General features: G+C 61.9%; 25 protein-coding genes. 8 read left to right on the plus strand and 17 right to left on the minus strand.

The genetic code is table 11. The features are described 5' to 3' along the window. Positions 1-32 precede the first annotated feature (32 nt). Positions 33-905, plus strand: a complete 873-nt coding sequence (gene trxA, locus BM279_RS16620) for a thioredoxin (protein ID WP_093505532.1) — start codon at positions 33-35, stop codon at positions 903-905. Positions 906-1,146: 241 nt separating this feature from the next. Here trxA and BM279_RS16625 read toward each other — a convergent pair whose 3' ends face one another. Beyond that, positions 1,147-1,500 (minus strand): hypothetical protein, encoded by a 354-nt coding sequence (locus tag BM279_RS16625; protein ID WP_093505534.1) that lies wholly within the window; start codon positions 1,498-1,500, stop codon positions 1,147-1,149. A gap of 131 nt (positions 1,501-1,631) precedes the next feature. Here BM279_RS16625 and BM279_RS16630 point away from each other — a divergent pair, with 131 nt between their 5' ends. The 5 genes from BM279_RS16630 to BM279_RS16650 all read left to right on the plus strand — a co-directional run bounded on the left by BM279_RS16630 (position 1,632) and on the right by BM279_RS16650 (position 5,697). Then, positions 1,632-2,204, plus strand: a complete 573-nt coding sequence (locus BM279_RS16630; protein WP_093505536.1) for a DUF2796 domain-containing protein — start codon at positions 1,632-1,634, stop codon at positions 2,202-2,204. A 128-nt stretch (positions 2,205-2,332) separates the two neighbouring features. Continuing rightward, entirely contained in the window at positions 2,333-3,040 is a 708-nt protein-coding gene (locus BM279_RS16635; protein ID WP_093505538.1) for an ABC transporter ATP-binding protein, read from the plus strand. Position 3,041: 1 nt separating this feature from the next. Further along, positions 3,042-4,304 (plus strand): ABC transporter permease, encoded by a 1,263-nt coding sequence (locus tag BM279_RS16640; RefSeq protein WP_093505540.1) that lies wholly within the window; start codon positions 3,042-3,044, stop codon positions 4,302-4,304. 57 nt (positions 4,305-4,361) lie between these two features. Continuing rightward, the gene (locus tag BM279_RS16645; RefSeq protein ID WP_093505542.1) at positions 4,362-4,883 is read left to right on the plus strand and encodes a DUF3299 domain-containing protein; all 522 of its coding nucleotides are present in this window, start codon (positions 4,362-4,364) and stop codon (positions 4,881-4,883) included. Positions 4,884-5,004: 121 nt separating this feature from the next. After that, complete coding sequence (locus BM279_RS16650; protein WP_093505544.1) at positions 5,005-5,697, plus strand: OmpW/AlkL family protein; 693 nt, start codon at positions 5,005-5,007, stop codon at positions 5,695-5,697. Between the two features lie 179 nt (positions 5,698-5,876). Here BM279_RS16650 and BM279_RS16655 read toward each other — a convergent pair whose 3' ends face one another. Both BM279_RS16655 and BM279_RS16660 read right to left on the minus strand, forming a co-directional pair. Continuing rightward, on the minus strand, positions 5,877-6,806 hold the full coding sequence (locus tag BM279_RS16655) for an NAD-dependent epimerase/dehydratase family protein (protein ID WP_093505546.1): 930 nt from the start codon (positions 6,804-6,806) through the stop codon (positions 5,877-5,879). Continuing rightward, complete coding sequence (locus BM279_RS16660; RefSeq protein ID WP_093505548.1) at positions 6,799-7,683, minus strand: sugar nucleotide-binding protein; 885 nt, start codon at positions 7,681-7,683, stop codon at positions 6,799-6,801. The genes BM279_RS16655 and BM279_RS16660 overlap by 8 nt, the downstream gene beginning before the upstream one ends. Before the next feature lie 240 nt (positions 7,684-7,923). Here BM279_RS16660 and BM279_RS16665 point away from each other — a divergent pair, with 240 nt between their 5' ends. After that, entirely contained in the window at positions 7,924-8,271 is a 348-nt protein-coding gene (locus BM279_RS16665; protein WP_093505550.1) for a VanZ family protein, read from the plus strand. Positions 8,272-8,325: 54 nt separating this feature from the next. Here BM279_RS16665 and BM279_RS16670 read toward each other — a convergent pair whose 3' ends face one another. Continuing rightward, a complete protein-coding gene (locus BM279_RS16670) occupies positions 8,326-8,820 on the minus strand; it encodes a single-stranded DNA-binding protein (protein WP_013789781.1) in 495 nt (164 codons plus the stop codon). Between the two features lie 15 nt (positions 8,821-8,835). Beyond that, positions 8,836-10,224, minus strand: coding sequence for an MFS transporter (locus BM279_RS16675; protein ID WP_093505552.1), 1,389 nt, complete (start codon positions 10,222-10,224; stop codon positions 8,836-8,838). Positions 10,225-10,356: 132 nt separating this feature from the next. On the opposite strand from BM279_RS16675, the gene uvrA reads away from it, so the two are divergent. Beyond that, positions 10,357-13,191, plus strand: coding sequence for an excinuclease ABC subunit UvrA (gene uvrA, locus BM279_RS16680; RefSeq protein WP_013789779.1), 2,835 nt, complete (start codon positions 10,357-10,359; stop codon positions 13,189-13,191). Positions 13,192-13,248: 57 nt separating this feature from the next. Here uvrA and bfr read toward each other — a convergent pair whose 3' ends face one another. The 12 genes from bfr to rpsE all read right to left on the minus strand — a co-directional run bounded on the left by bfr (position 13,249) and on the right by rpsE (position 21,913). Beyond that, positions 13,249-13,713 (minus strand): bacterioferritin, encoded by a 465-nt coding sequence (gene bfr / locus BM279_RS16685; protein WP_093505554.1) that lies wholly within the window; start codon positions 13,711-13,713, stop codon positions 13,249-13,251. A 142-nt stretch (positions 13,714-13,855) separates the two neighbouring features. Beyond that, entirely contained in the window at positions 13,856-16,147 is a 2,292-nt protein-coding gene (katG, locus tag BM279_RS16690) for a catalase/peroxidase HPI (protein ID WP_093505556.1), read from the minus strand. A 171-nt stretch (positions 16,148-16,318) separates the two neighbouring features. Beyond that, positions 16,319-16,705 carry a 50S ribosomal protein L17 gene (gene rplQ / locus BM279_RS16695; RefSeq protein WP_013789776.1) on the minus strand — a complete coding sequence of 129 codons (387 nt, stop codon included), beginning with the start codon at positions 16,703-16,705 and terminating at the stop codon, positions 16,319-16,321. A 43-nt stretch (positions 16,706-16,748) separates the two neighbouring features. Next, positions 16,749-17,750, minus strand: coding sequence for a DNA-directed RNA polymerase subunit alpha (locus tag BM279_RS16700; protein ID WP_013789775.1), 1,002 nt, complete (start codon positions 17,748-17,750; stop codon positions 16,749-16,751). A gap of 22 nt (positions 17,751-17,772) precedes the next feature. Beyond that, a complete protein-coding gene (gene rpsD / locus BM279_RS16705) occupies positions 17,773-18,393 on the minus strand; it encodes a 30S ribosomal protein S4 (RefSeq protein ID WP_013789774.1) in 621 nt (206 codons plus the stop codon). A gap of 17 nt (positions 18,394-18,410) precedes the next feature. Then, the gene (rpsK, locus tag BM279_RS16710) at positions 18,411-18,800 is read right to left on the minus strand and encodes a 30S ribosomal protein S11 (protein ID WP_013789773.1); all 390 of its coding nucleotides are present in this window, start codon (positions 18,798-18,800) and stop codon (positions 18,411-18,413) included. Positions 18,801-18,830: 30 nt separating this feature from the next. Next, the gene (gene rpsM / locus BM279_RS16715) at positions 18,831-19,187 is read right to left on the minus strand and encodes a 30S ribosomal protein S13 (RefSeq protein ID WP_074890145.1); all 357 of its coding nucleotides are present in this window, start codon (positions 19,185-19,187) and stop codon (positions 18,831-18,833) included. Positions 19,188-19,318: 131 nt separating this feature from the next. Further along, a complete protein-coding gene (rpmJ, locus tag BM279_RS16720) occupies positions 19,319-19,435 on the minus strand; it encodes a 50S ribosomal protein L36 (RefSeq protein ID WP_002555468.1) in 117 nt (38 codons plus the stop codon). Positions 19,436-19,463: 28 nt separating this feature from the next. After that, on the minus strand, positions 19,464-20,792 hold the full coding sequence (gene secY / locus BM279_RS16725) for a preprotein translocase subunit SecY (protein ID WP_013789771.1): 1,329 nt from the start codon (positions 20,790-20,792) through the stop codon (positions 19,464-19,466). Beyond that, entirely contained in the window at positions 20,793-21,227 is a 435-nt protein-coding gene (gene rplO / locus BM279_RS16730) for a 50S ribosomal protein L15 (RefSeq protein ID WP_013789770.1), read from the minus strand. It abuts the gene before it with no gap. A 3-nt stretch (positions 21,228-21,230) separates the two neighbouring features. Beyond that, a complete protein-coding gene (gene rpmD / locus BM279_RS16735; protein WP_013789769.1) occupies positions 21,231-21,410 on the minus strand; it encodes a 50S ribosomal protein L30 in 180 nt (59 codons plus the stop codon). A gap of 2 nt (positions 21,411-21,412) precedes the next feature. Further along, a complete protein-coding gene (gene rpsE, locus BM279_RS16740; RefSeq protein ID WP_013789768.1) occupies positions 21,413-21,913 on the minus strand; it encodes a 30S ribosomal protein S5 in 501 nt (166 codons plus the stop codon). Between the last annotated feature and the right edge of the window lies 1 nt (position 21,914).

The following is a 21,914-nucleotide window of genomic DNA, read 5'->3' on the forward strand; positions in this document are numbered from 1 at the left end:
CACACCCATTTTCGCCCGGACAGAGACCGACCATGAGCGACTCCCCCTACATCTTCGATATCAATGGCGCCGCCCAATTTGAGCAACTGGTGATCGAGAACTCGTTCAACAAACCGGTGCTCGTCGATTTCTGGGCCGAGTGGTGCGCACCCTGCAAGGCGCTGATGCCGGTACTGGCGCAGATCACCGAGGGCTACGCGGGCGAGCTGCTGCTGGCCAAGGTCAACTGCGATATCGAGCAGGACATCGTCGCGCGCTTCGGCATTCGCAGCCTGCCGACCGTGGTGCTGTTCAAGAACGGCCAGCCGGTCGACGGCTTCCAGGGCGCTCAACCGGAGTCGGCGATTCGCGCCCTGCTGCAGCCCCACATCGCTGAGCCACCGGCGCCCCAGGCCGACCTGCTGGAAGTGGCACAAAACGCTTTCGCCGACGGCCGCATCGGTGAAGCCGAAGCCGCGCTCAAGGAACTGCTGACGGAAAACAACGAGAACGCCGCCGCGCTGATTCTCTACGCCCGCTGCGTGGCCGAACGTGGCGAGCTGAACGAGGCCGAGCAGGTGCTGGGCGCCGTGAAAGGTGATGAGCACAAGCAGGCACTTGCCGGTGCCCGTGCGCAGATCACCTTCCTGCGCCAGGCCGCCGACCTGCCGGACGCTGCCACCCTGAAAAGCCGCCTCGCCCAGAACGGCGAAGATGACGAAGCGGCCTATCAGCTGGCCATCCAGCAACTCGCCCGCCAGCAATACGAGCCGGCGCTGGACGGTCTGCTGAAGCTGTTCATGCGCAATCGCAATTACGCCGACGGCCTGCCACACAAGACCCTGCTGCAGGTATTCGACCTGCTCGGCAACGACAATCCGCTGGTCACCACCTACCGTCGTCGGGTGTATCAGGCGCTGTACTGAGGACACCTGTCCACGATCTTCGTGCCGGGCTTTAGCTATTTTGACTGCAACGCGGCGGAAGCGGACATAGAGCGCTGCTACTTTTGTAGGAGGGGCCGGGCGGCGACCCGCTTTAGCCGCGAGCTCTTTGTCGGCCTTGATAAAAAGCTCGGGGCTGAAGCCCCTCCTACGAGATCGCTGGATGTCCGCTTCTGCCTAGTAGTTGCCCATAGGCATGCCCAGATCACCCAGGCAGCCTGAACTACGCCTCTCCTACCCAGCAATAAACTGGCGCATCGGCGCCGGTTTCCATGCGCACCTGCTCGCAGTGGCGCAGCCGCACCAGTAGGCGCTTGCCGGCTACTTCCCCGCCAGCCAGCGCTGCCAGTTGCGCCATCAGCTGCGGCCCTTCGATACGCCCGGCGCGGCGCAGCAACTCCAACACCGTCTGCCACTGAGCATCCTGATCGGCTGGCGCTGGGGCTGAGGTGGCTGTCGCCGGGCTCTGCGCAGGCGCCACCGACACGGCCGCTGCCAACTGTGCCCAATCCTGGGGATCCAGCTCCACTGTCAGGTCCACCGGCCAATCACCGATCCGTCCGCGAATACGCACCATATCTGCCTCCAACCAAATCGATTCGCCATGCTCCCACGAGCAGGCAAGCAAACCAAGGCGGCTCTACCACAGCGCATAAATTTGTTATAACGTATCAATTCCTGTAAACCCTTCCTGCCTCGGAGCTATCCATGCGCCACCTGCTGCTTGCCCTGCCCTTCGCCCTGCTGCCCCTGGCCGTCGCCCAGGCCCACGATGAACATGAACACGGCAGCCTCGGCAAACACGAACACGGCGTCGCCACGCTGAACGTGGCCCTGGAGGGCAGCACCCTGGAAATCGAGCTGGAAAGCCCGGCCATGAACATCGTCGGCTTCGAGCATGCCGCGACCAGCGATGCCGACAAAAAGACCGTTGCCGCCGCCCGCGCGGTACTGAAAAAACCCCAGACCCTGTTCAGCTTGCCCGCCGCAGCCGGCTGCAGCCTGAGCGAAAATGAAGTGCGCAGTCCGCTGTTCGGCAACGCCGAAGCCGATCACGATCACGACGAGCCTGCTGACGGCGACGACCATCACCACGAGCACAGCGATATCGATGCCGATTACAGCTTCACCTGCAAGCAGCCGGGTGAGCTGAAGACCCTCGACCTGTCGGCGTTCTACAAGCAATTCCCGGCCACCCAGAAGATCAACGTGCAACTGATCGGCCCGAGCGGACAGCAGGGCGTCGAGTCGACCCCGGCCAACCCGCGCCTGAGCTTCTGACCGACCATGCCGATGCCGTCACCAGGCGGCATCGGCTGTTGCACACGTTCGGCAACACCCTCTGGCTCAGCATTTCGTGGCCATGACTGGCACACTTGCTGTTTTTCTCTCCAGCGCCAGCAGTCCCCATGACCACAGCACTGATCGAACTCACTGACCTCGGCTTCGCCTGGCCCGGCCAGGACGAGCTTCTGGACATCCCCCATTTTCACCTGCAACGCGGCGAGACCCTGTTTCTCAAGGGCCCCAGTGGCAGTGGCAAAACCACCCTACTCGGCCTGCTCGGCGGCGTACAGAAACCCGGCCGCGGCCGCATTCGCCTGCTGGGCGAAGACCTCGCCACGCTCTCGGCGGCCCGCCGCGATCGCTTTCGCGTCGACCACACCGGCTACATCTTTCAACAGTTCAACCTGCTGCCATTCCTGAGCGTGCGCGACAACGTCGAGCTGCCGTGCCGCTTTTCGCGCCTGCGGGCCGAGCGCGCCGCACAGCGCTACGGCAGCGTCAGCGAGGCCGCCGGCAAGCTGCTGGAGCACCTGGGCCTGCACCCCGAGCTGCTCGAACGCCGCGCCGATTCGCTGTCCATCGGCCAGCAGCAACGTGTCGCTGCCGCCCGCGCGCTGATCGGCCAACCGGAGCTGGTGATCGCCGACGAGCCGACCTCGGCGCTGGATGCCGATGCTCGCCAGGCGTTTCTCGAACTGCTGTTCGGCGAATGCCGCGACGTCGGCGCCAGCCTGCTGTTCGTCAGCCATGACCAGAGCCTGGCCGCGCTGTTCGACCGCAGCCTGTCGCTCGCCGAACTCAACCGCGCCAGCAAGCCACAGGAGGTCTGAGGTGTTCCTATTACGACTCGCCCTGGCCAGTCTGGCCAACCGCCGTTTCACCGCCCTGCTCACGGTGTTCGCCATCGCCCTGTCGGTGTGCCTGCTGCTAGCGGTGGAACGGGTGCGCACCGAGGCGCGCACCAGCTTCGCCAACACCATCAGCGGCACCGACCTGATCGTCGGCGCCCGTTCCGGCAGCGTGAATCTGCTGCTCTACTCGGTGTTCCGCATCGGCAACGCCACCAACAACATCCGCTGGGACAGTTTCGAGAAGCTCGCGGCCCACCCTCAGGTCGACTGGGCAATACCGATTTCACTGGGTGATTCGCACCGCGGCTACCGGGTGATGGGCACCAACCAGGACTACTTCGACCACTACCACTACGGTCGGGGCCAATCCTTGCAGTTGGCCCAGGGCGAACGCTTCCACGACCTGTTCGACGTGGTGCTCGGCGCCGAAGTGGCCGAGGCGCTGCACTACAAGCTCGGCGACAAGATCGTGCTGTCTCACGGGGTCGCGGCCATCAGCCTGCAGCAGCACGACGACAAACCCTTCGTGGTCAGCGGCATCCTCGCCCGCACCGGCACGCCGGTGGACCGCACCCTGCACATATCCTTGGAAGGCATGGAGGCATTGCACGTCGACTGGCAGAACGGCGTACCGGCCCGCGGCGCCGGCAAGGTCAGCGCCGAACAGGCGCGCCACATGGATTTGCAGCCCAAGGCGATCACCGCGGCGATGCTCGGCCTGAAGAGCAAGATCGCCACCTTCGCCATACAGCGCGAAGTCAACGAATACCGCGGCGAGCCGCTACTGGCGATCCTCCCTGGTGTAGCCCTGCAGGAGCTGTGGAGCCTGATGGGCACGGCGGAAAAGGCGCTGTTCGTGGTCTCGCTGTTCGTGGTGCTGACCGGCCTGATCGGCATGCTCACGGCGATTCTCACCAGCCTTAACGAACGGCGTCGAGAGATGGCCATCCTGCGCTCGGTCGGCGCGCGGCCTTGGCATGTCGCCAGCCTGCTGATCCTCGAAGCCTTCTCACTGGCGGTGGCCGGCGTGGTGGCCGGCACTGCGCTGCTGTATGCCGGCATCACCGGTGCCCAGGGCTACGTGCAGGCCAACTACGGCCTGTATCTGCCGCTTAGCGCGCCGACGCCCTATGAGTGGACGCTGCTCGGCGCTATTCTGGCGGCCGCCCTGCTGATGGGCTGTGTGCCGGCCTGGCGTGCGTATCGGCAGTCGTTAGCGGATGGGCTCTCCATCCGGCTGTGACTGTGTGAAGCCGGGCCTGATCAGCCCGGCTTCGTTTTCCAATTCAAAGGTAGTGTCATGCGTCGCGTCCTGCTTACCGCTCTGCTTCTCGCCCTGGCCTCGCCGCTCTGGGCTGACGACCTGCGTACCCTGAACTGGCAGGAGCTGATCCCCAAGGACGCGCCGCCCCAGGTGCCGCAGATGACACCGATGCACGACATGTCGCAGTTGGGCGATGCGTTGTCCGAGGGTGGCGCCGCCTCGTTGCAGCAGTTCCCGTCAGCACCGGTGGTCAAGGAAATGGACGGCCAGAACGTCAAGATCCCCGGCTACATCGTACCGCTGGACGTCACCGAAGAAGGCCGCGTGACCGAGTTCCTGCTGGTGCCCTACTTCGGCGCCTGCATCCACGTGCCTCCGCCGCCGTCCAACCAGATTATCCACGTCAACACCGAACTGGGCGTGCTGCTCGACGCGCTGTACCAGCCCTTCTGGGTCGAAGGCCCGCTCAAGGTCGAGCACAGCAGCAGCGAACTGGCCGAGGTCGGCTATCAGCTGGCGGCGGACAAAATCTATCCCTACGAACTGCCGGCCAACTGACATCGTGACAAACCGTCGCACCCTTGCTTAGCCAGCTATTGAGCTGAGTCAACAGGCGCTTCACCCAGCGCCTTACCCTGACGCCATCCGAGATGATTCGAATGACCGTTAGGAGCTCACCATGTACAAGTCGCTGTTCTCTGCCTCGCTGATCGCCCTGGCGCTGGCGCCCCCCGTTGCCCAGGCGCACCAGGCCGGTGACATTCTCGTACGCGCCGGCGCCATCACCGTCAACCCCGATGCGGACAGCTCCTCGATCAAGGTCGACCGCGGCGGCCTGGCGGGCACCGATCTGGGCGGCAAGGCGACCATGAGCAGCGACACCCAGCTGGGCCTGAACTTCGCCTACATGCTGACCGACCACTTGGGCGTCGAACTGCTCGCCGCCACGCCGTTCGAGCATGACGTGAAGATCAAGGGCACCGTGCTGGACGCCGCCAACGGCAAACTCGGTACCCTCAAGCACCTGCCGCCGACCCTGAGCCTGGTGTACTACCCGCTCGACGCCAAGTCGGCCTTCCAGCCCTACGTCGGCGGCGGCATCAACTACACCTGGATCTACGACGAACACGTGGGCAGCGGCGCCTCGACAGCCGGTTTCGACAACTTCCGCGCCAAGAACTCTTGGGGCCTGGCCTGGCAGATCGGTGCCGACTACATGCTCACCGACAACCTGATGATCAACGCCCAGGCTCGCTACATCGACATCGACACCACCGCCTATGTGGACAACACCGCCCTGGGCGTGCGCGCCAAGGTCGACGTGGATGTGGATCCGTTCGTGTACATGGTGGGGTTGGGTTACAAGTTCTAAGGACAGCTCGAAGAAGCGGGCTGACAGCGATCTGCTTTTGTGGGAGCGGCCGGGGACGCCTAGTCGATGCCCGCGATTCGCGCGCACGGCGCGCTCTCACAGGTTCAGCGCTAGGCTCACCAACTCCAAGACGCAAAAAGCCGGCATCGCCGGCTTTTTGCTATGCAGCGCTTAACGACTCAGCTATTGAGCAACGCCGCCAATCCATCACGCAGCGAGGTCCGCACCGGCAGCCGGTACTCGTTCGCCAGGCGGCCATTGTCGGCACGGGAATGGCGGATATCGCCGGCTCGTGCGTCCAGATGCGTCACCGGCGGCAGGCCGCCGAGCAGCTGACCGATCTGCGTCAGCAACTCTTTGAGGCTCACCGCCTGGTTCCAGCCGACGTTAACCGCACCGGGTGGCGGCTGCCTGGCGTCCAGTGCTTGCAGCAGCAGCTCGACCAGATCGGCGACATAGAAGAAGTCGCGGGTCTGCTCGCCGTCACCGAACACGCTGATCGGCAAGCCCTGCTGGGCGCGCTGGGTGAAGATGCTGATCACACCGGAATACGGCGAGGATGGATCCTGGCGCGGGCCGAACACGTTGAAGAAGCGAAAAATCGCCGGTTCCAGCCCGTGCTGCCGCGCGTAGAATTCCAGGTAATGTTCGCTGGCCAGCTTGTCCGAAGCGTAGGGTGTCAGCGGCGCCTTGGCGGTATCCTCGTCGATGGCCACGCCTTCGCCGTTGTTGCCGTAAACCGCGGCGCTGGAGGCAAAGACCACACGACGCACACCATGCTCGCGCATCGCTTCGCAGATGTTCAGGGTGCCGATGAAGTTGCTCTGGTGGGTGCTGACCGGATCGTCCACCGAGGCCTGCACCGACGCCACCGCGGCCAGGTGCACCACGGCGCTGCAGCCGGCCACCGCGCGACTGACCAGCGCGGCATCGGCCACGTCGCCTTCGATGAAGGTCAGACGAGCATCATCGAGCGGCAGATTACTCAGCTTGCCCATGGACAGGTTGTCCAGCACGCGCACGCTGTGCCCGCGCGCCAACAGGGCGTCGACCAGATTGGAGCCGATAAAGCCGGCGCCGCCGGTGACGAGAACGGGTTGATCAGACATGGCGGTAATACTGCTCCAGCAGGCTCGGCAGGCCAGCACGCCAGGCGCGCGGCTTGACGCCGAAGGTGTGAAGGATTTTCTTGCACGCCAGTACGCCGTGCTGCGGTTCATCGGAGGCATCGCCGCGGGCGGCATGGGCCTGGCCGCAAATTTCTTCCAGCAGGTTTTCCCGCAGGTGACGGGCTTCGCTGAGAATCGCCTGACCCAGCGCCAGGGCGGTGGTCGCCTCGTGGCCGCCGTAATGGTAGGTACCCCATAGCGGGGCGGCGCAATCGAGCTGCTTGAGTACGGCGAGAATCACCCGCGCGGCATCGTCCACCGGCGTCGGGTTGCCCCGCCGATCATCGGCCAGGAACAGCGCCTTGTCGCGCTCGGCACGCACCAGAAAACGCGCCAGCAGGCCGTCCGGACTGTCATCGAGAATCCAGCCGAAGCGCAGCAGCACATGGCGTGGGCACAGCGCGCGCACGCTCTGTTCCATGCGCACCAACACCTGGCCACGCGTGCTCAGTGGCTGGGTTTCGTCCTTCTCGTTGTAGGCCGTGGCGCGGGCGCCATCGAACACCCGATAGCTGGAAGGCTGTAGCAGGCGAATATCATGGTGCTGGCAGAGTTCGGCCAGGCGCTCGACGGCGCGTTCCTGAGCAGCGAAACGCTCGACGCTGACCTTGGAGGCCTGAAACCAATCGAAATAGTAGGCGAGGTTGATCACCGCATCAGGGCGGGTATCGTCGACCAACTGAGTCAGGCTGGCGGCATCCCAACCCTGGGTCGGCGGGCGCGGGGCGAGAAAGCCGATATCTTCCTCGGCGCCCAGGCGAATCAACGCCCGGCCCAGCGTACTGCCACCACCCAGCAACAACAGGCGCATGCGCATAACGAAACTAGAAGCTCCACAATCAGATTTGAGCCGACGCCCGGCAATGCTGCACGGCCAGCCGGCTCTTGGCAGAGCCCGAATGGTTCAGCCCCATGGCCTGCATTTTGCTGTTTTTACCCCTCGGCGTCATCACCGGGCTTTATCCTGACGCGCCTGGCCCTTGTCAGAGCACACTCCTGGCAACCTACAGGGCAGTAATGACCTGATGTAGAGCCGATAGAAACCAAGGAAAACCACGTGAAAAAATTGCTGTTCCTGGCCTGCTGCGCGCTACTCGCCTATGGCCTGTTTCGCCCCGAGCCGCCGCCGGACCTGTTCAATGAGTCGGACAAATTCCTGCACCTGATCGCCTTTGGCGGTCTGTCGCTGGTCACCCGCTTCGCCTTCCCCGGTACGCCCGGTTGGTTGCTCTGGCCGCTACTTTTCATTCAGGCGCCGCTCTCGGAATGGCTGCAGCACCTGCTGCAGCCGACCCGTGAATTCAGCACCATGGACGTACTGGCCAACTTCTGCGGCATCGCGCTCGCCCTGCTGTTCTGGGTCTGCCAGGACCTGTTGCGCAAGCGGCTGTTCAGCACAGCCTGAGCGGCACAAACGAAAAGGCCCCGCAGTGCGGGGCCTTTTGCAGTCAGCGCTCGATCAGAACGGAATGTCGTCGTCGAAGCTGTCGTAGTCCTGGGCCGGCTGCGGCTTCTGTTGCTGCGGGGCGGACTGACGTGGCGCCTGCTGCTGCGGCTCGCGCTGCGGTGCCGGACGCGACTGACGCTGCTCACCACCACCGGCGCCGTCAGGACGGCCGCCGAGCAGCTGCATGGTGCCCTGCATGTCGACGATGATCTCGGTGGTGTAGCGCTTGATGCCGTCCTTTTCCCACTCGCGGGTCTGCAGCTTGCCCTCGATGTACACCTGGGAGCCCTTGCGCAGGTACTCGCCGGCGATCTCGGCAACCTTGCCGAACAGCGACACACGGTGCCATTCGGTCTTCTCGACGCGCTGACCGGTCTGCTTGTCCGTCCACTGCTCGCTGGTTGCCAGGCTCAGGTTGGTCACGGCATTGCCGCTGGGCAGATAGCGCGTTTCCGGATCCTGTCCGCAGGTACCGACCAGAATGACTTTGTTAACCCCACGGGCCATAACGCTCTCCTACTTTCAGCACGTCCCCGGCGCCGCTTCGATCAAGCGCTGCAGCGACGTGCGATCCAATTGTTGGGTATCCACTTTCACATAGAGGGCGGCCTCTTCGACCACCACAACGGCATCCGCTACTCCCGGCGCCGCCTGAATTCGCTCGGCCAGACCTGCTTCCTGCAACGCCGCACTGGAGAGCGGCAACCGCAGGCTGGTCACATACGGCGGTTCGCGCATAGTAACAGCTATGGCCAGCCAGAGAACCGTTAACAACGCACAGCCGCCGAACACGCCGGCCAGGGCGAAGTGCTGATACAGCCAGCCGCCGAGAATGCCGCCCAGCGCCGAGCCTAGGAACTGACTGGTCGAGTAAACGCCCATCGCCGTGCCCTTGCCACCGGCCGGCGCCACCTTGCTGATCAGCGAAGGCAGCGAGGCTTCGAGCAGGTTGAACGCGGTGAAGAACACCACGATGCCCAGCATCAGGTTGCGCAGGCCATGGCCGAACAGCCAGAAGAACAGCTCGCAGGCGAGTAGCACGACGACCGAGCCTATCAGCACACGGCGCATGCGGCGCTTCTTCTCGCCATAGATGATGAACGGCACCATCAGGAAGAAACCGCCGAGCAGCGCGGTGAGGTACACCCACCAATGCTGCTCCTTGGGCAGCCCGCCCTGCTCCACCAGCGCCAGCGGCAAGGCGATGAAGCTGGCCATGAGGGTCGCGTGCAGGGCGAAGATGGCGAAGTCCAGGCGCAGCAGATCCGGGTTTTTCAAGGTCGGCCACAAGGCCTGCTTGGCCACCCCCGACTCACGGTGCTGCAGCGGTCCGGCACTGGACGGCACCAGCCCCGCGACAATGACAATCCCCAGCAGCGCCATGGCACCGGTGGCCAGGAACAGGCCGGACAGGCCGAAGGCGCGTGTCAGCAGCGGGCCAACCACCATGGCGATAGCGAACGACAGGCCGATGCTCATGCCGATCAGCGCCATAGCCTTGGTGCGGTGTTGTTCGCGGGTCAGGTCGGACAGCAGCGCCATCACCGCCGCGGAGATCGCCCCGGCGCCCTGCAGCACGCGTCCGGCGATCACGCCCCAGATGGAATCGGCATTGGCTGCCAAGAGACTACCGGCGGCGAAGATCACCAGGCCGAAGTAGATCACCGGCCGCCGGCCGATGCGGTCGGAGATCACGCCGAAGGGAATCTGTAGAAAGGCCTGGGTCAGGCCGTAGGCGCCGATCGCCAGACCGATCAGCGCCGGGGTTGAACCGGCGAGCTCCTGCCCATAGGTAGCCAATACCGGCAACACCATGAACATGCCCAGCATGCGGAATGCGAACACCAACGCCAGCCCACCGGCTGCACGAGTTTCCGCGCCACTCATGCGTTCGCTGTGCGAATCGCCCATCGTCAGTAACCTGTTGAAACAAGCCGACGATTCTACCAGTCGAAACCCTACTGGCACAGCAGCGGCGCTTTGCCGCACGCCCGTTGCCCCCCTTATACTCGGCGGTTTATCCGCCCGCCACGCGAGGCTGTTTTGGACAAGATCCTGATCCGGGGTGCCCGCACCCACAATCTGAAAAATATCGACCTCACCCTGCCCCGCGACAAGCTGATCGTGATCACCGGCCTGTCCGGCTCGGGCAAGTCGTCTCTGGCCTTCGACACGCTGTACGCAGAAGGCCAGCGCCGCTACGTGGAGTCGCTGTCGGCCTACGCCCGACAGTTCCTGTCGATGATGGAAAAGCCCGATGTCGACACCATCGAAGGCCTGTCGCCGGCGATTTCCATCGAGCAGAAGTCCACCTCGCACAACCCGCGCTCGACGGTCGGCACCATTACCGAGATCTACGACTACCTGCGCCTGCTCTACGCCCGCGCCGGTACGCCGCGCTGCCCCGACCATGACCTGCCGCTGGAAGCCCAGACGGTCAGCCAGATGGTCGACCAGGTGCTGGCCATGCCGGAGGGCAGCAAGTTGATGCTGCTGGCTCCGGTGATTCGCGAGCGCAAGGGCGAGCACCTGGCGGTGTTCGACGAGCTGCGCGCCCAGGGTTTCGTGCGCGTGCGGGTCGACGGCAAACTGTATGAGCTGGACGAGTTGCCCAAGCTCGACAAGCAGAAGAAGCACAGCATCGACGCCGTGGTAGATCGCTTCAAGGCCCGCGGCGATCTGCAACAGCGCCTGGCCGAATCCTTCGAGACCGCGCTCAAGCTGGCCGACGGCCTGGCGCTGATCGCGCCCATGGAAGGGGAAGAAGGCGAAGAAATCATTTTCTCCGCGCGCTTCGCCTGCCCGGTGTGCGGCCATTCGATCAGCGAGCTGGAGCCCAAGCTGTTCTCCTTCAACAACCCGGCTGGCGCCTGCCCGACCTGCGACGGCCTGGGCGTGAAGCAGTATTTCGACGCCAAGCGCCTGGTCAACGGTGAGCTGACCCTGGCCGAAGGCGCCATCCGCGGCTGGGACCGGCGCAACGTTTACTATTTCCAGATGCTCGGCTCATTGTCGTCGCACTATGGCTTCAGCCTCGACAAACCATTCGCCGAACTCGACGCCGAGCACCAGAAAGTCATCCTCGGCGGCAGCGGTTCGCAGAACGTCGACTTCAAATACCTCAACGACCGTGGCGACATCGTCAAGCGCTCGCACCCGTTCGAAGGCATCGTGCCCAACCTCGAGCGCCGCTACCGCGAGACCGAGTCGACCAGCGTGCGTGAGGAACTGGCCAAGTTTCTCAGCACCCAGCCCTGCCCTGACTGTCGCGGCACCCGCCTGCGTCGCGAGGCCCGCCATGTGTGGGTGGGCGAGAAGACCCTGCCGGCCGTCACCGGCCTGCCGATTGGCGCAGCCAGCGACTACTTCGGTGGCCTGACCCTGGACGGTCGCCGCGGCGAGATCGCCAGCAAGATTCTCAAGGAGATCTGCGAACGCCTGCAGTTCCTGGTCAACGTCGGCCTCGACTACCTGACTCTGGACCGCAGCGCCGACACGCTGTCCGGCGGCGAGGCCCAGCGAATCCGCCTGGCCAGCCAGATCGGCGCCGGCCTGGTGGGCGTCATGTACATCCTCGACGAGCCGTCCATCGGCCTGCACCAGCGCGACAACGAACGCCTGCTCGGCACCCTGCGTCACCTGCGCGACATCGGCAACACGGTGATCGTGGTCGAGCACGACGAGGACGCCATCCGCATGGCTGACTACGTGGTCGACATCGGCCCGGGTGCTGGCGTACACGGCGGGCAGATCGTCGCCGAGGGCACGGCCGAGGAAGTCATGGCCCATCCGGACTCGCTGACCGGCAAGTACCTGTCCGGCCGCACCAAGATCGTCGTGCCGGCCAAGCGCACACCGCGTAACAAAAAGCTGTCGTTGAAGATCAAGGGTGCTCGTGGCAACAACCTGCAGAACGTCAACCTGGAAATCCCCATCGGCCTGCTGACCTGCGTGACCGGTGTGTCTGGCTCGGGCAAGTCCACACTGATCAATAACACCCTGTTTCCGCTCAGTGCCACGGCATTGAACGGCGCCACGACCCTGGAAGCCGCCGCCCACGACAGCATCGACGGCCTGCAGCATCTGGACAAGGTGGTGGACATCGACCAAAGCCCCATTGGCCGCACGCCGCGCTCCAACCCGGCGACCTACACCGGGCTGTTCACGCCGATCCGCGAGCTGTTCGCCGGTGTGCCGGAAGCTCGCTCCCGCGGCTACGGCCCGGGGCGCTTCTCGTTCAACGTCAAGGGTGGCCGCTGCGAGGCGTGCCAGGGCGACGGTCTGATCAAGGTGGAGATGCATTTTTTGCCGGACATCTACGTGCCTTGCGACGTCTGCAAGAGCAAGCGCTACAACCGTGAAACTCTGGAGATCAAGTACAAGGGCAAGAGCATCCACGAGGTGCTGGAAATGACCATCGAGGATGCCCGCGCGTTCTTCGATGCCGTGCCGGCATTGGCGCGCAAGCTGCAGACGCTGATGGACGTTGGCCTTTCGTACATCAAGCTCGGCCAGTCGGCGACCACCCTGTCCGGGGGCGAGGCGCAGCGGGTCAAGTTGTCCCGCGAGCTCTCCAAGCGTGACACCGGCAAGACCCTGTACATCCTCGACGAGCCGACTACCGGTCTGCACTTCGCGGATATCCAGCAACTGCTCGACGTGCTGCACCGCCTGCGCGACCACGGCAACACGGTGGTGGTGATCGAACACAACCTGGACGTGATCAAGACCGCCGACTGGCTGGTGGACCTCGGCCCGGAAGGTGGCTCCAAGGGCGGTCAGATCATCGCCTGCGGCACGCCGGAGGAAGTGGCCGAGATGCCGCAGTCCCACACGGGGCACTTCCTCAAGCCGCTGCTGGAACGTGATCGCGCCTGAGCGCCGCGCTGAAACGAGAAAGCCCCGCGAATGCGGGGCTTTTTCTTGGGTGGTGAGTTACATCTGGCTTTGCAGATACTTCTCCAGACCCAGCTTGTCGATCAGCTGCAGCTGGATTTCCAGCCAATAAGCGTGATCTTCCTCGGTGTCCTTGAGCTGCAGCAGCAGGATGTCGCGGGTCTGGTAATCCTGATGGCGCTCGCACAGCTCGATGCCCTTGCTCAGCGCAGCGCGTACCTGGTACTCCAGCGCCAGGTCCAGCTTCAGCGCCTCCGGCACGGTCTGCCCGAAGGTGAAGGCATCCGGCACCATGTCCGGCACACCTTCGAGGAAAAGAATGCGCTTGAGCAACGCGTCGGCGTGCTCGGTCTCCTCCTCCATCTCGTGGTTGATGCGCTCGTAGAGCTTGTTGAAGCCCCAGTCTTCGTACTGACGCGAGTGGATGAAGTACTGATCGCGCGCGGCCAGCTCCCCTTTAAGCAGGAACTTGAGGTAGTCGATGACTTCGATATGGCCCTTCATGGGGAAATCCTTGGTGCTGCGAATGAATGGGTGAATGCTCGACCCATCACCCGGCCGGGTCAAGCAAAAAGCACAACGCCCCCATAACGGAGGCGTTGTGTTGGAGCAGCTCGCCGACCGGGCGCAAGCGCCCGATCATGGATCAGGCGAGATCGAAACGGTCGAGGTTCATAACCTTGGTCCAGGCCGCTACGAAGTCGTCGATAAAACGCGCATCGGCGCTGGCGTAGACTTCGGCCTGGGCACGCAGGATCGCATTGGAGCCGAACACCAAGTCGACACGGGTCCCGGTCCACTTGACCTTGCCAGTCTTGCGGTCACGCCCCTCAAACAGGTTGGAGTCACCGGCCACCGCCTTCCACGCCGTGCCCATGTCGAGCAGGTTGACGAAGAAGTCGTTGCTCAGCGCGCCCGGCTTGTCGGTGAGCACACCATGACTCGCGCCGCCGACGTTGATATTGATCGCCCGCAGGCCACCGACCAGCACCGTCAGTTCTGGCGCGGTCAGGGTCAGCAGCTGCGCCTTGTCGATCAGCAGCGCCTCGGCTGGCACGCTGTAACGACCCTTGAGGTAGTTGCGGAAGCCGTCGGCGATCGGCTCAAGCACGGCGAAGGACTCCACATCGGTCTGCGCCTGGGAGGCGTCACTACGCCCTGCCGAGAACGGCACCTTCACGGTACGCCCAGCCTTGCTGGCAGCCTGCTCAATACCGGCGTTACCGGCCAGCACGATCAGGTCGGCCAGGCTCACCTGCTTGCCACCAGTGGCTGCGCGGTTGAACTCGGCGCGAATGCCTTCCAGCTTCGCCAGCACCTTGGCCAGTTGCTCGGGCTGATTGGCGGCCCAATCCTTCTGCGGGGCCAGGCGAATACGCGCACCATTGGCACCACCGCGCTTGTCGGAGCCGCGGAAGGTCGAGGCCGAGGCCCAGGCGGTGCCCACCAGCTCGGATACCGACAGCCCGGAAGCCAGCACTTGGGACTTGAGGGTGGCCACGTCCGCGTCGTCAATCAGCGGGTGATGTACCGCCGGCAGCGGGTCCTGCCACAGCAGCTCTTCTTTCGGCACTTCCGGGCCGAGGTAGCGCGAACGTGGGCCCAAGTCACGGTGGGTCAATTTGAACCAGGCGCGGGCGAATGCTTCGGCGAAAGCCTGAGGATTTTCCAGGAAGCGACGGGAGATCTTCTCGTAAGCCGGATCGAAGCGCAGCGACAGGTCGGTGGTCAGCATGGTAGGCACATGCTTCTTCGACGGGTCGTGTGCATCGGGGATGATCGCGTCGGCGTTCTTGGCGATCCACTGGTGGGCGCCGGCGGGGCTCTTGGTCAGCTCCCACTCGAACTTGAACAGGTTCTCGAAGAAGTTGTTGCTCCACTGCGCAGGCGTGGTGGTCCAGGTCACCTCCAGCCCGCTGGTGATGGTGTCGCCAGCCTTGCCGCTACCGAACGAGCTGGCCCAGCCCAGGCCCTGCTCTTCCAGGCCAGCCGCTTCCGGCTCAGCGCCTACGTGGTCAGCCGGGCCGGCACCGTGGGTCTTGCCAAAGGTGTGACCACCCGCGATAAGAGCAACGGTTTCCTCATCGTTCATCGCCATGCGCGCGAAGGTTTCGCGGATGTCATGGGCGGCAGCCAGCGGATCAGGGTTGCCTTCCGGGCCTTCCGGGTTCACGTAAATCAGGCCCATCTGCACGGCGGCAAGCGGGTTCTCCAGGTTACGCCCCTGGCTGTCGGTACGGTCCTGCTCCTGGCCATGCAGCTCGGCATCGGCGACCAGCACGCCCTGGTCGTCTTCACGGCCGGCAGCGCCTTTGCCATAGCGCTCATCGCCACCCAGCCAGGTCTTCTCGGTGCCCCAGTAAACATCCTGATCCGGTTCCCAGGTGTCCTCACGGCCACCGGCGAAACCGAAGGTTCGGAAGCCCATGGTTTCCAGGGCGACGTTACCGGTCAGCACCAGCAGGTCGGCCCAGGAAATCTTCTGGCCGTACTTCTGCTTGATCGGCCACAGCAGGCGGCGCGACTTGTCGATGTTAACGTTGTCCGGCCAGCTGTTAAGCGGTGCGAAACGCTGCTGGCCACGACCAGCACCGCCACGACCGTCGCCCGTGCGGTAGGTACCAGCGGCGTGCCAGGCCATGCGGATGAACTGCGGGCCGTAATGGCCGAAGTCGGCGGGCCACCAGTCCTGCGAGTCGGTCATCAGCGCACGCAAGTCTTTCTTCAGGGCTTCGTAGTCCAGCGAGTTGAAGGCTTCGGCGTAATTGAAGTCCTCACCCAACGGGTTGGACTTGGAGGAATGCTGGTGCAGCAAATCGACGCGCAGCTGATTGGGCCACCAATCACGGTTGCCTGTACCGCCGCCAGCGGCATGCTTCGGGGTTTCTGGAGAGGCTTTACCCGAGAATGGGCATTTGCCTTCGGTCTTGTCACTCATGTCTCTCTCCTTACCTGGCCTGATCGTTCCCGACTGAGCGGGATTGGCGTTGAGTATTGACGAGCACAAGCGAAGCGACAAATGAATAACAACTTACAGTGCGATAGATTTTGGCTAAACGAGAGGCATAAAAAAACCGGGCCTGAGCCCGGTTCTTCTTGCAACGATGCCTTACTCGGCAGCTTCTACCTTGCCGCCGACCGGACGGTCGACCAGCTCGACATAAGCCATCGGGGCATTGTCACCAGCGCGGAAACCGCACTTGAGGATACGCAGGTAACCGCCCTGACGGGTGGCGTAGCGCTTGCCCAGATCGTTGAACAGTTTGCCAACGATAGCTTTCGAACGAGTACGGTCGAAAGCCAGACGACGGTTAGCAACGCTGTCTTCCTTAGCCAGGGTGATCAGCGGCTCGGCAACGCGACGCAGTTCCTTGGCTTTCGGCAGAGTAGTTTTGATCAGCTCATGCTCGAACAGCGATACCGCCATGTTCTGAAACATGGCCTTGCGGTGAGCGCTGGTGCGGCTGAGGTGACGGCCACTTTTACGATGACGCATGGTTCAATTCCTTACCAAACTACACGTTCGGTGATGATGACGATCAGGCAGTCGCCTTGTCGTCTTTCTTCAGACTTGCCGGCGGCCAGTTGTCGAGGCGCATACCGAGGGACAGACCACGGGAAGCCAGAACGTCCTTGATTTCAGTCAGGGACTTCTTACCCAGGTTCGGCGTTTTGAGCAGCTCTACTTCGGTGCGCTGGATCAGGTCACCGATGTAGTAGATGTTCTCTGCCTTCAGGCAGTTGGCCGAACGGACGGTCAGTTCAAGGTCATCAACCGGACGCAGCAGGATCGGGTCGATCTCGTCTTCCTGCTCGATCACAACCGGCTCGCTGTCGCCCTTCAGGTCGACGAATGCAGCCAGTTGCTGTTGCAGGATGGTAGCGGCACGACGGATGGCCTCTTCAGGATCCAGGGTACCGTTGGTTTCGAGATCGATAACCAGCTTGTCCAGGTTGGTGCGCTGCTCGACGCGAGCGTTTTCCACCACGTAAGACACGCGACGCACCGGGCTGAAGGAAGAATCGAGCTGCAAGCGACCAATGCTGCGGCTCTCGTCTTCATCGCTCTGGCGCGAATCGGCCGGCTCATAGCCGCGACCACGAGCTACAACGAGCTTCATGTTCAGCGCGCCATTAGCGGCCAGATTGGCGATTACGTGGTCGCCGTTGACGATTTCAACATCATGATCCAGCTGAATGTCGGCAGCGGTTACGACGCCAGAGCCCTTCTTCGCCAGAGTCAGTGTAACTTCGTCTCGACCGTGCAGTTTGATGGCCAGACCTTTGAGGTTGAGCAGGATTTCAATGACGTCTTCCTGAACACCTTCAATGGCGCTGTACTCATGGAGTACACCGTCAATCTCGGCCTCGACTACTGCACAGCCAGGCATGGAGGACAACAGGATGCGACGCAGCGCGTTGCCCAGGGTATGGCCGAAACCACGCTCGAGAGGCTCGAGAGTGATCTTGGCGCGGGTCTGACTGACCACCTGCACATCGATATGGCGGGGGGTCAGGAACTCATTTACCGAAATCTGCATGGATGCACCTATTTTCTAGCCCTTACTTGGAGTAGAGCTCGACAATCAGGCTCTCGTTGATGTCAGCGGAGAGATCACCACGAACCGGAACGCTTTTGAACACGCCGGATTTCTTCTCGGTGTCTACATCTACCCACTCAACACGGCCACGCTGAGCACACAGCTCAAGAGCCTGAACGATGCGCAGCTGATTCTTCGACTTCTCGCGAACTGCAACCACGTCACCAGCTTTGACCTGGTAGGACGGTACGTTGACAGTCTTGCCGTTTACGCTGATCGCTTTGTGCGAAACCAGCTGACGGGACTCGGCACGAGTAGCGCCGAAACCCATACGGTAAACGACGTTATCCAGACGGCACTCGAGCAGTTGCAGCAGGTTCTCGCCGGTAGCGCCTTTCTGGCTGGCTGCCTGCTTGTAGTAACCGCTGAACTGACGCTCCAGTACACCGTAGATACGACGAACTTTTTGCTTCTCACGCAGCTGGGTGCCGTAGTCGGACTGACGGCCACGGCGCTGGCCGTGAATACCTGGGGCTGCTTCGATGTTGCACTTCGATTCCAGAGCGCGGACGCCACTCTTCAGGAACAGATCAGTGCCTTCACGACGAGACAGTTTGCATTTGGGACCAATGTAACGAGCCATTTCTCACTGTCTCCTGATTACACGCGACGCTTCTTCGAAGGACGGCACCCGTTATGCGGGATAGGCGTCACATCGGTGATGCTGGCGATCTTGTAACCGCAGCCGTTAAGAGCACGGACAGCGGACTCACGACCCGGACCTGGGCCCTTGACGTTGACGTCGAGGTTCTTCAGGCCGTATTCCAGCGCAGCTTGACCAGCACGCTCAGCAGCCACCTGGGCAGCGAACGGGGTGGACTTGCGGGAACCGCGGAAACCCGAACCACCGGAAGTAGCCCAGGACAGGGCGTTACCTTGACGGTCGGTGATGGTCACGATGGTGTTGTTGAAAGAAGCGTGGATGTGGGCGATGCCATCAACCACCGTCTTTTTGACTTTCTTACGAGTACGAGCAGCAGGTTTTGCCATGACTAAATTCCTGTCGATTCGCGAACGCGATTACTTGCGGATCGGCTTACGCGGGCCCTTACGGGTGCGTGCGTTGGTCTTGGTGCGCTGACCGCGAACCGGCAGACCTTTACGATGACGCAGGCCGCGGTAGCAACCCAGATCCATCAAGCGTTTGATTTTCATGTTCACTTCACGGCGCAGATCACCCTCGGTATTCACCTTGGCGACTTCACCACGCAGCTGCTCGATCTGCTCGTCAGAGAGATCCTTGATCTTTGCTGCCGGGTTTACACCGGTAGCGGCACAGATTTTCTGTGCAGTAGTGCGACCAACACCAAAGATGTAGGTCAGCGAGATAACAGCGTGCTTGTTATCCGGAATGTTAACGCCTGCAATACGGGCCATTCAGTGGAACTCCAATTGACAGCTACCTACGCCCCGGAAGCCAAGAAATGGGGCGCGAGATATTATCGCTGTAAAAACAAATAATCAACCCGGCAGCGCACTAGCTGCCGGGCTTATAGCGTCGATCACATTCAGCCTTGGCGCTGTTTGTGACGCGGTTCCGCGCTGCAGATCACTCGCACTACACCTTCACGGCGAATAATCTTGCAGTTGCGGCACAGCTTTTTCACCGATGCACGAACTTTCATCACCAACTCCTCGAACCTTATGGACACTTCAGCGGAGCATGCCGCTGCCGTAGCCCTTCAGGTTGGCTTTCTTCATCAGGGATTCGTACTGGTGCGAAACGAGGTGCGATTGTACTTGCGACATAAAGTCCATCACAACCACTACCACGATCAGCAACGAGGTCCCGCCAAGGTAGAACGGTACGTTGGCCGCCACCACCAGGAACTGGGGCAACAAGCATACGGCCGTCATGTACAGAGCACCGAACATGGTCAAGCGAGTCAGAACGCCATCGATATAGCGTGCAGACTGCTCACCGGGACGGATACCCGGAATAAAGGCACCGGACTTCTTCAGGTTTTCCGCTACGTCTTTCGGGTTGAACATCAGCGCTGTATAGAAGAAGCAGAAGAAAATGATCCCTGCACTAAACAGCAAAATGTTCAACGGCTGACCAGGAGCGATAGCCTGTGAAATATCCTGCAGCCAGCCCATACCTTCGGACTGACCAAACCAGGCACCCAGCGAGGCCGGGAATAACAGAAGGCTGCTGGCGAAGATGGCCGGGATTACGCCCGCCATGTTCACCTTCAACGGCAGGTGGCTGGTCTGCGCAGCGAAGACCTTGCGGCCCTGCTGACGCTTGGCGTAGTGCACCGCGATACGACGCTGGCCACGCTCAATGAACACCACAAAACCGATGATCGCTACTGCCAGCAAACCGATGGCGATGAGAGCGAAAATGTTGATATCGCCCTGCCGTGCAGACTCGAAAGACTGCCCGATCGCCGACGGCAGACCGGCTACGATGCCCGCAAAAATCAGCATCGAAATACCGTTGCCAACACCGCGCTCGGTGATCTGCTCGCCCAGCCACATCATGAACATCGCACCCGCCACAAAGGTGGTGACTGCAACGAAGTGGAAGCCGAAATCGACCGAGAACGCTACGCCCTGGCTCGCCAGGCCAACGGACATGCCGATAGCCTGGACGAACGCCAGAACCAAGGTGCCGTAGCGGGTGTACTGACTGATCTTGCGACGACCAGCCTCACCTTCCTTCTTCAACTGCTCCAGCTGCGGGCTCACGGCGGTCATCAGCTGCATGATGATCGATGCCGAGATGTACGGCATGATCCCCAGCGCAAAGATACTCATCCGTTCCAGCGCGCCGCCGGAAAACATGTTGAACAAGCTAAGAATGGTCCCCTCATTCTGTCGAAACAGATCGGCCAGACGGTCAGGGTTTATACCGGGAACTGGGATATGCGCGCCGATTCGATAGACGATGATCGCCATGAACAGAAAGCGCAGACGAGCCCAGAGTTCGGACAACCCGCCACCAGCCAGAGCAGAGAGAGCACCTTGCTTAGCCATTTATTCCTCGAACTTACCGCCAGCTGCTTCGATAGCCGCACGCGCACCTTTGGTGGCAGCGATACCTTTGAGGGTGACCGCGCGAGTAATCTCACCGGACAGCATGACTTTCACACGCTGTACGTTTTGATTAATCAGGTTGGCATCCTTCAGCGCCTGCAGAGTAACTACGTCGCCTTCGATCTTGTTCAGCTCGGAAGTACGCACTTCTGCGCGATCCATAGCTTTCAGAGACACGAAACCGAACTTGGGAAGACGACGGTGCAGAGGCTGCTGGCCGCCTTCGAAACCCGGAGCAATGGTGCCACCGGAGCGGGAGGTCTGACCTTTGTGACCACGGCCACCGGTCTTGCCCAAACCACTACCGATACCACGGCCCGGACGGTGCTTCTCGCGACGGGAACCCGGCGCTGGACTCAAATCGTTCAGGTACATGGATCAACCCTCCACACGGAGAAGGTAATAAGCCTTGTTGATCATGCCGCGGTTTTCCGGAGTATCCAGAACTTCAACGGTATGATTGATGCGACGCAGGCCGAGGCCTTTGACGCAGGCTTTGTGATTGGCCAGACGGCCATTGGTGCTCTTGATCAGAGTCACTTTGACGGTGTTAGCCATGGTTAGAGAATCTCCTCGACACTCTTGCCACGCTTGGCTGCAACCGAATCCGGAGACTGCATAGCCTTCAGACCTTTGAAAGTGGCATGAACCACGTTCACAGGGTTGGTAGAGCCGTAGCACTTGGCCAGAACGTTCTGAACACCAGCAACTTCCAGGACGGCACGCATGGCGCCACCAGCGATGATGCCGGTACCTTCGGAAGCAGGCTGCATGTAAACCTTCGAAGCGCCGTGGGCGGACTTCATGGCGTACTGCAGAGTGGTGCCGTTCAGATCAACTTGGATCATGTTGCGACGAGCAGCTTCCATCGCCTTCTGGATGGCAGCCGGCACTTCACGGGATTTGCCACGGCCGAAACCTACACGGCCCTTGCCATCACCTACCACGGTCAGCGCGGTGAAGGTGAAGATACGGCCGCCTTTTACGGTCTTGGCAACGCGGTTCACCTGAACCAGCTTCTCGATATAGCCTTCGTCGCGCTTTTGGTCGTTATTTGCCATA

Source organism: Phytopseudomonas straminea (assembly GCF_900112645.1).
In the GTDB taxonomy this organism is placed as follows: Bacteria; Pseudomonadota; Gammaproteobacteria; order Pseudomonadales; family Pseudomonadaceae; genus Aquipseudomonas; species Aquipseudomonas straminea.

Bases quoted from the DNA above. Each gene is read 5' to 3' on its own strand.
- rpmJ (WP_002555468.1), bottom strand. From the start codon at position 19,435: ATGAAAGTTCGTGCATCGGTGAAAAAGCTGTGCCGCAACTGCAAGATT.
- BM279_RS16675 (WP_093505552.1), bottom strand. From the start codon at position 10,224: ATGGGCGATTCGCACAGCGAACGCATGAGTGGCGCGGAAACTCGTGCA.
- BM279_RS16655 (WP_093505546.1), bottom strand. From the start codon at position 6,806: ATGTCTGATCAACCCGTTCTCGTCACCGGCGGCGCCGGCTTTATCGGC.
- rpsE (WP_013789768.1), bottom strand. From the start codon at position 21,913: ATGGCAAATAACGACCAAAAGCGCGACGAAGGCTATATCGAGAAGCTG.
- BM279_RS16630 (WP_093505536.1), top strand. From the start codon at position 1,632: ATGCGCCACCTGCTGCTTGCCCTGCCCTTCGCCCTGCTGCCCCTGGCC.
- secY (WP_013789771.1), bottom strand. From the start codon at position 20,792: ATGGCTAAGCAAGGTGCTCTCTCTGCTCTGGCTGGTGGCGGGTTGTCC.
- rpsM (WP_074890145.1), bottom strand. From the start codon at position 19,187: ATGGCCCGTATTGCAGGCGTTAACATTCCGGATAACAAGCACGCTGTT.
- bfr (WP_093505554.1), bottom strand. From the start codon at position 13,713: ATGAAGGGCCATATCGAAGTCATCGACTACCTCAAGTTCCTGCTTAAA.
- BM279_RS16660 (WP_093505548.1), bottom strand. From the start codon at position 7,683: ATGCGCATGCGCCTGTTGTTGCTGGGTGGTGGCAGTACGCTGGGCCGG.
- BM279_RS16645 (WP_093505542.1), top strand. From the start codon at position 4,362: ATGCGTCGCGTCCTGCTTACCGCTCTGCTTCTCGCCCTGGCCTCGCCG.
- trxA (WP_093505532.1), top strand. From the start codon at position 33: ATGAGCGACTCCCCCTACATCTTCGATATCAATGGCGCCGCCCAATTT.
- BM279_RS16700 (WP_013789775.1), bottom strand. From the start codon at position 17,750: ATGCAGATTTCGGTAAATGAGTTCCTGACCCCCCGCCATATCGATGTG.
- BM279_RS16625 (WP_093505534.1), bottom strand. From the start codon at position 1,500: ATGGTGCGTATTCGCGGACGGATCGGTGATTGGCCGGTGGACCTGACA.
- rplQ (WP_013789776.1), bottom strand. From the start codon at position 16,705: ATGCGTCATCGTAAAAGTGGCCGTCACCTCAGCCGCACCAGCGCTCAC.
- BM279_RS16650 (WP_093505544.1), top strand. From the start codon at position 5,005: ATGTACAAGTCGCTGTTCTCTGCCTCGCTGATCGCCCTGGCGCTGGCG.
- katG (WP_093505556.1), bottom strand. From the start codon at position 16,147: ATGAGTGACAAGACCGAAGGCAAATGCCCATTCTCGGGTAAAGCCTCT.
- rpsK (WP_013789773.1), bottom strand. From the start codon at position 18,800: ATGGCAAAACCTGCTGCTCGTACTCGTAAGAAAGTCAAAAAGACGGTG.
- rplO (WP_013789770.1), bottom strand. From the start codon at position 21,227: ATGTACCTGAACGATTTGAGTCCAGCGCCGGGTTCCCGTCGCGAGAAG.
- rpsD (WP_013789774.1), bottom strand. From the start codon at position 18,393: ATGGCTCGTTACATTGGTCCCAAATGCAAACTGTCTCGTCGTGAAGGC.
- BM279_RS16635 (WP_093505538.1), top strand. From the start codon at position 2,333: ATGACCACAGCACTGATCGAACTCACTGACCTCGGCTTCGCCTGGCCC.
- rpmD (WP_013789769.1), bottom strand. From the start codon at position 21,410: ATGGCTAACACCGTCAAAGTGACTCTGATCAAGAGCACCAATGGCCGT.
- BM279_RS16670 (WP_013789781.1), bottom strand. From the start codon at position 8,820: ATGGCCCGTGGGGTTAACAAAGTCATTCTGGTCGGTACCTGCGGACAG.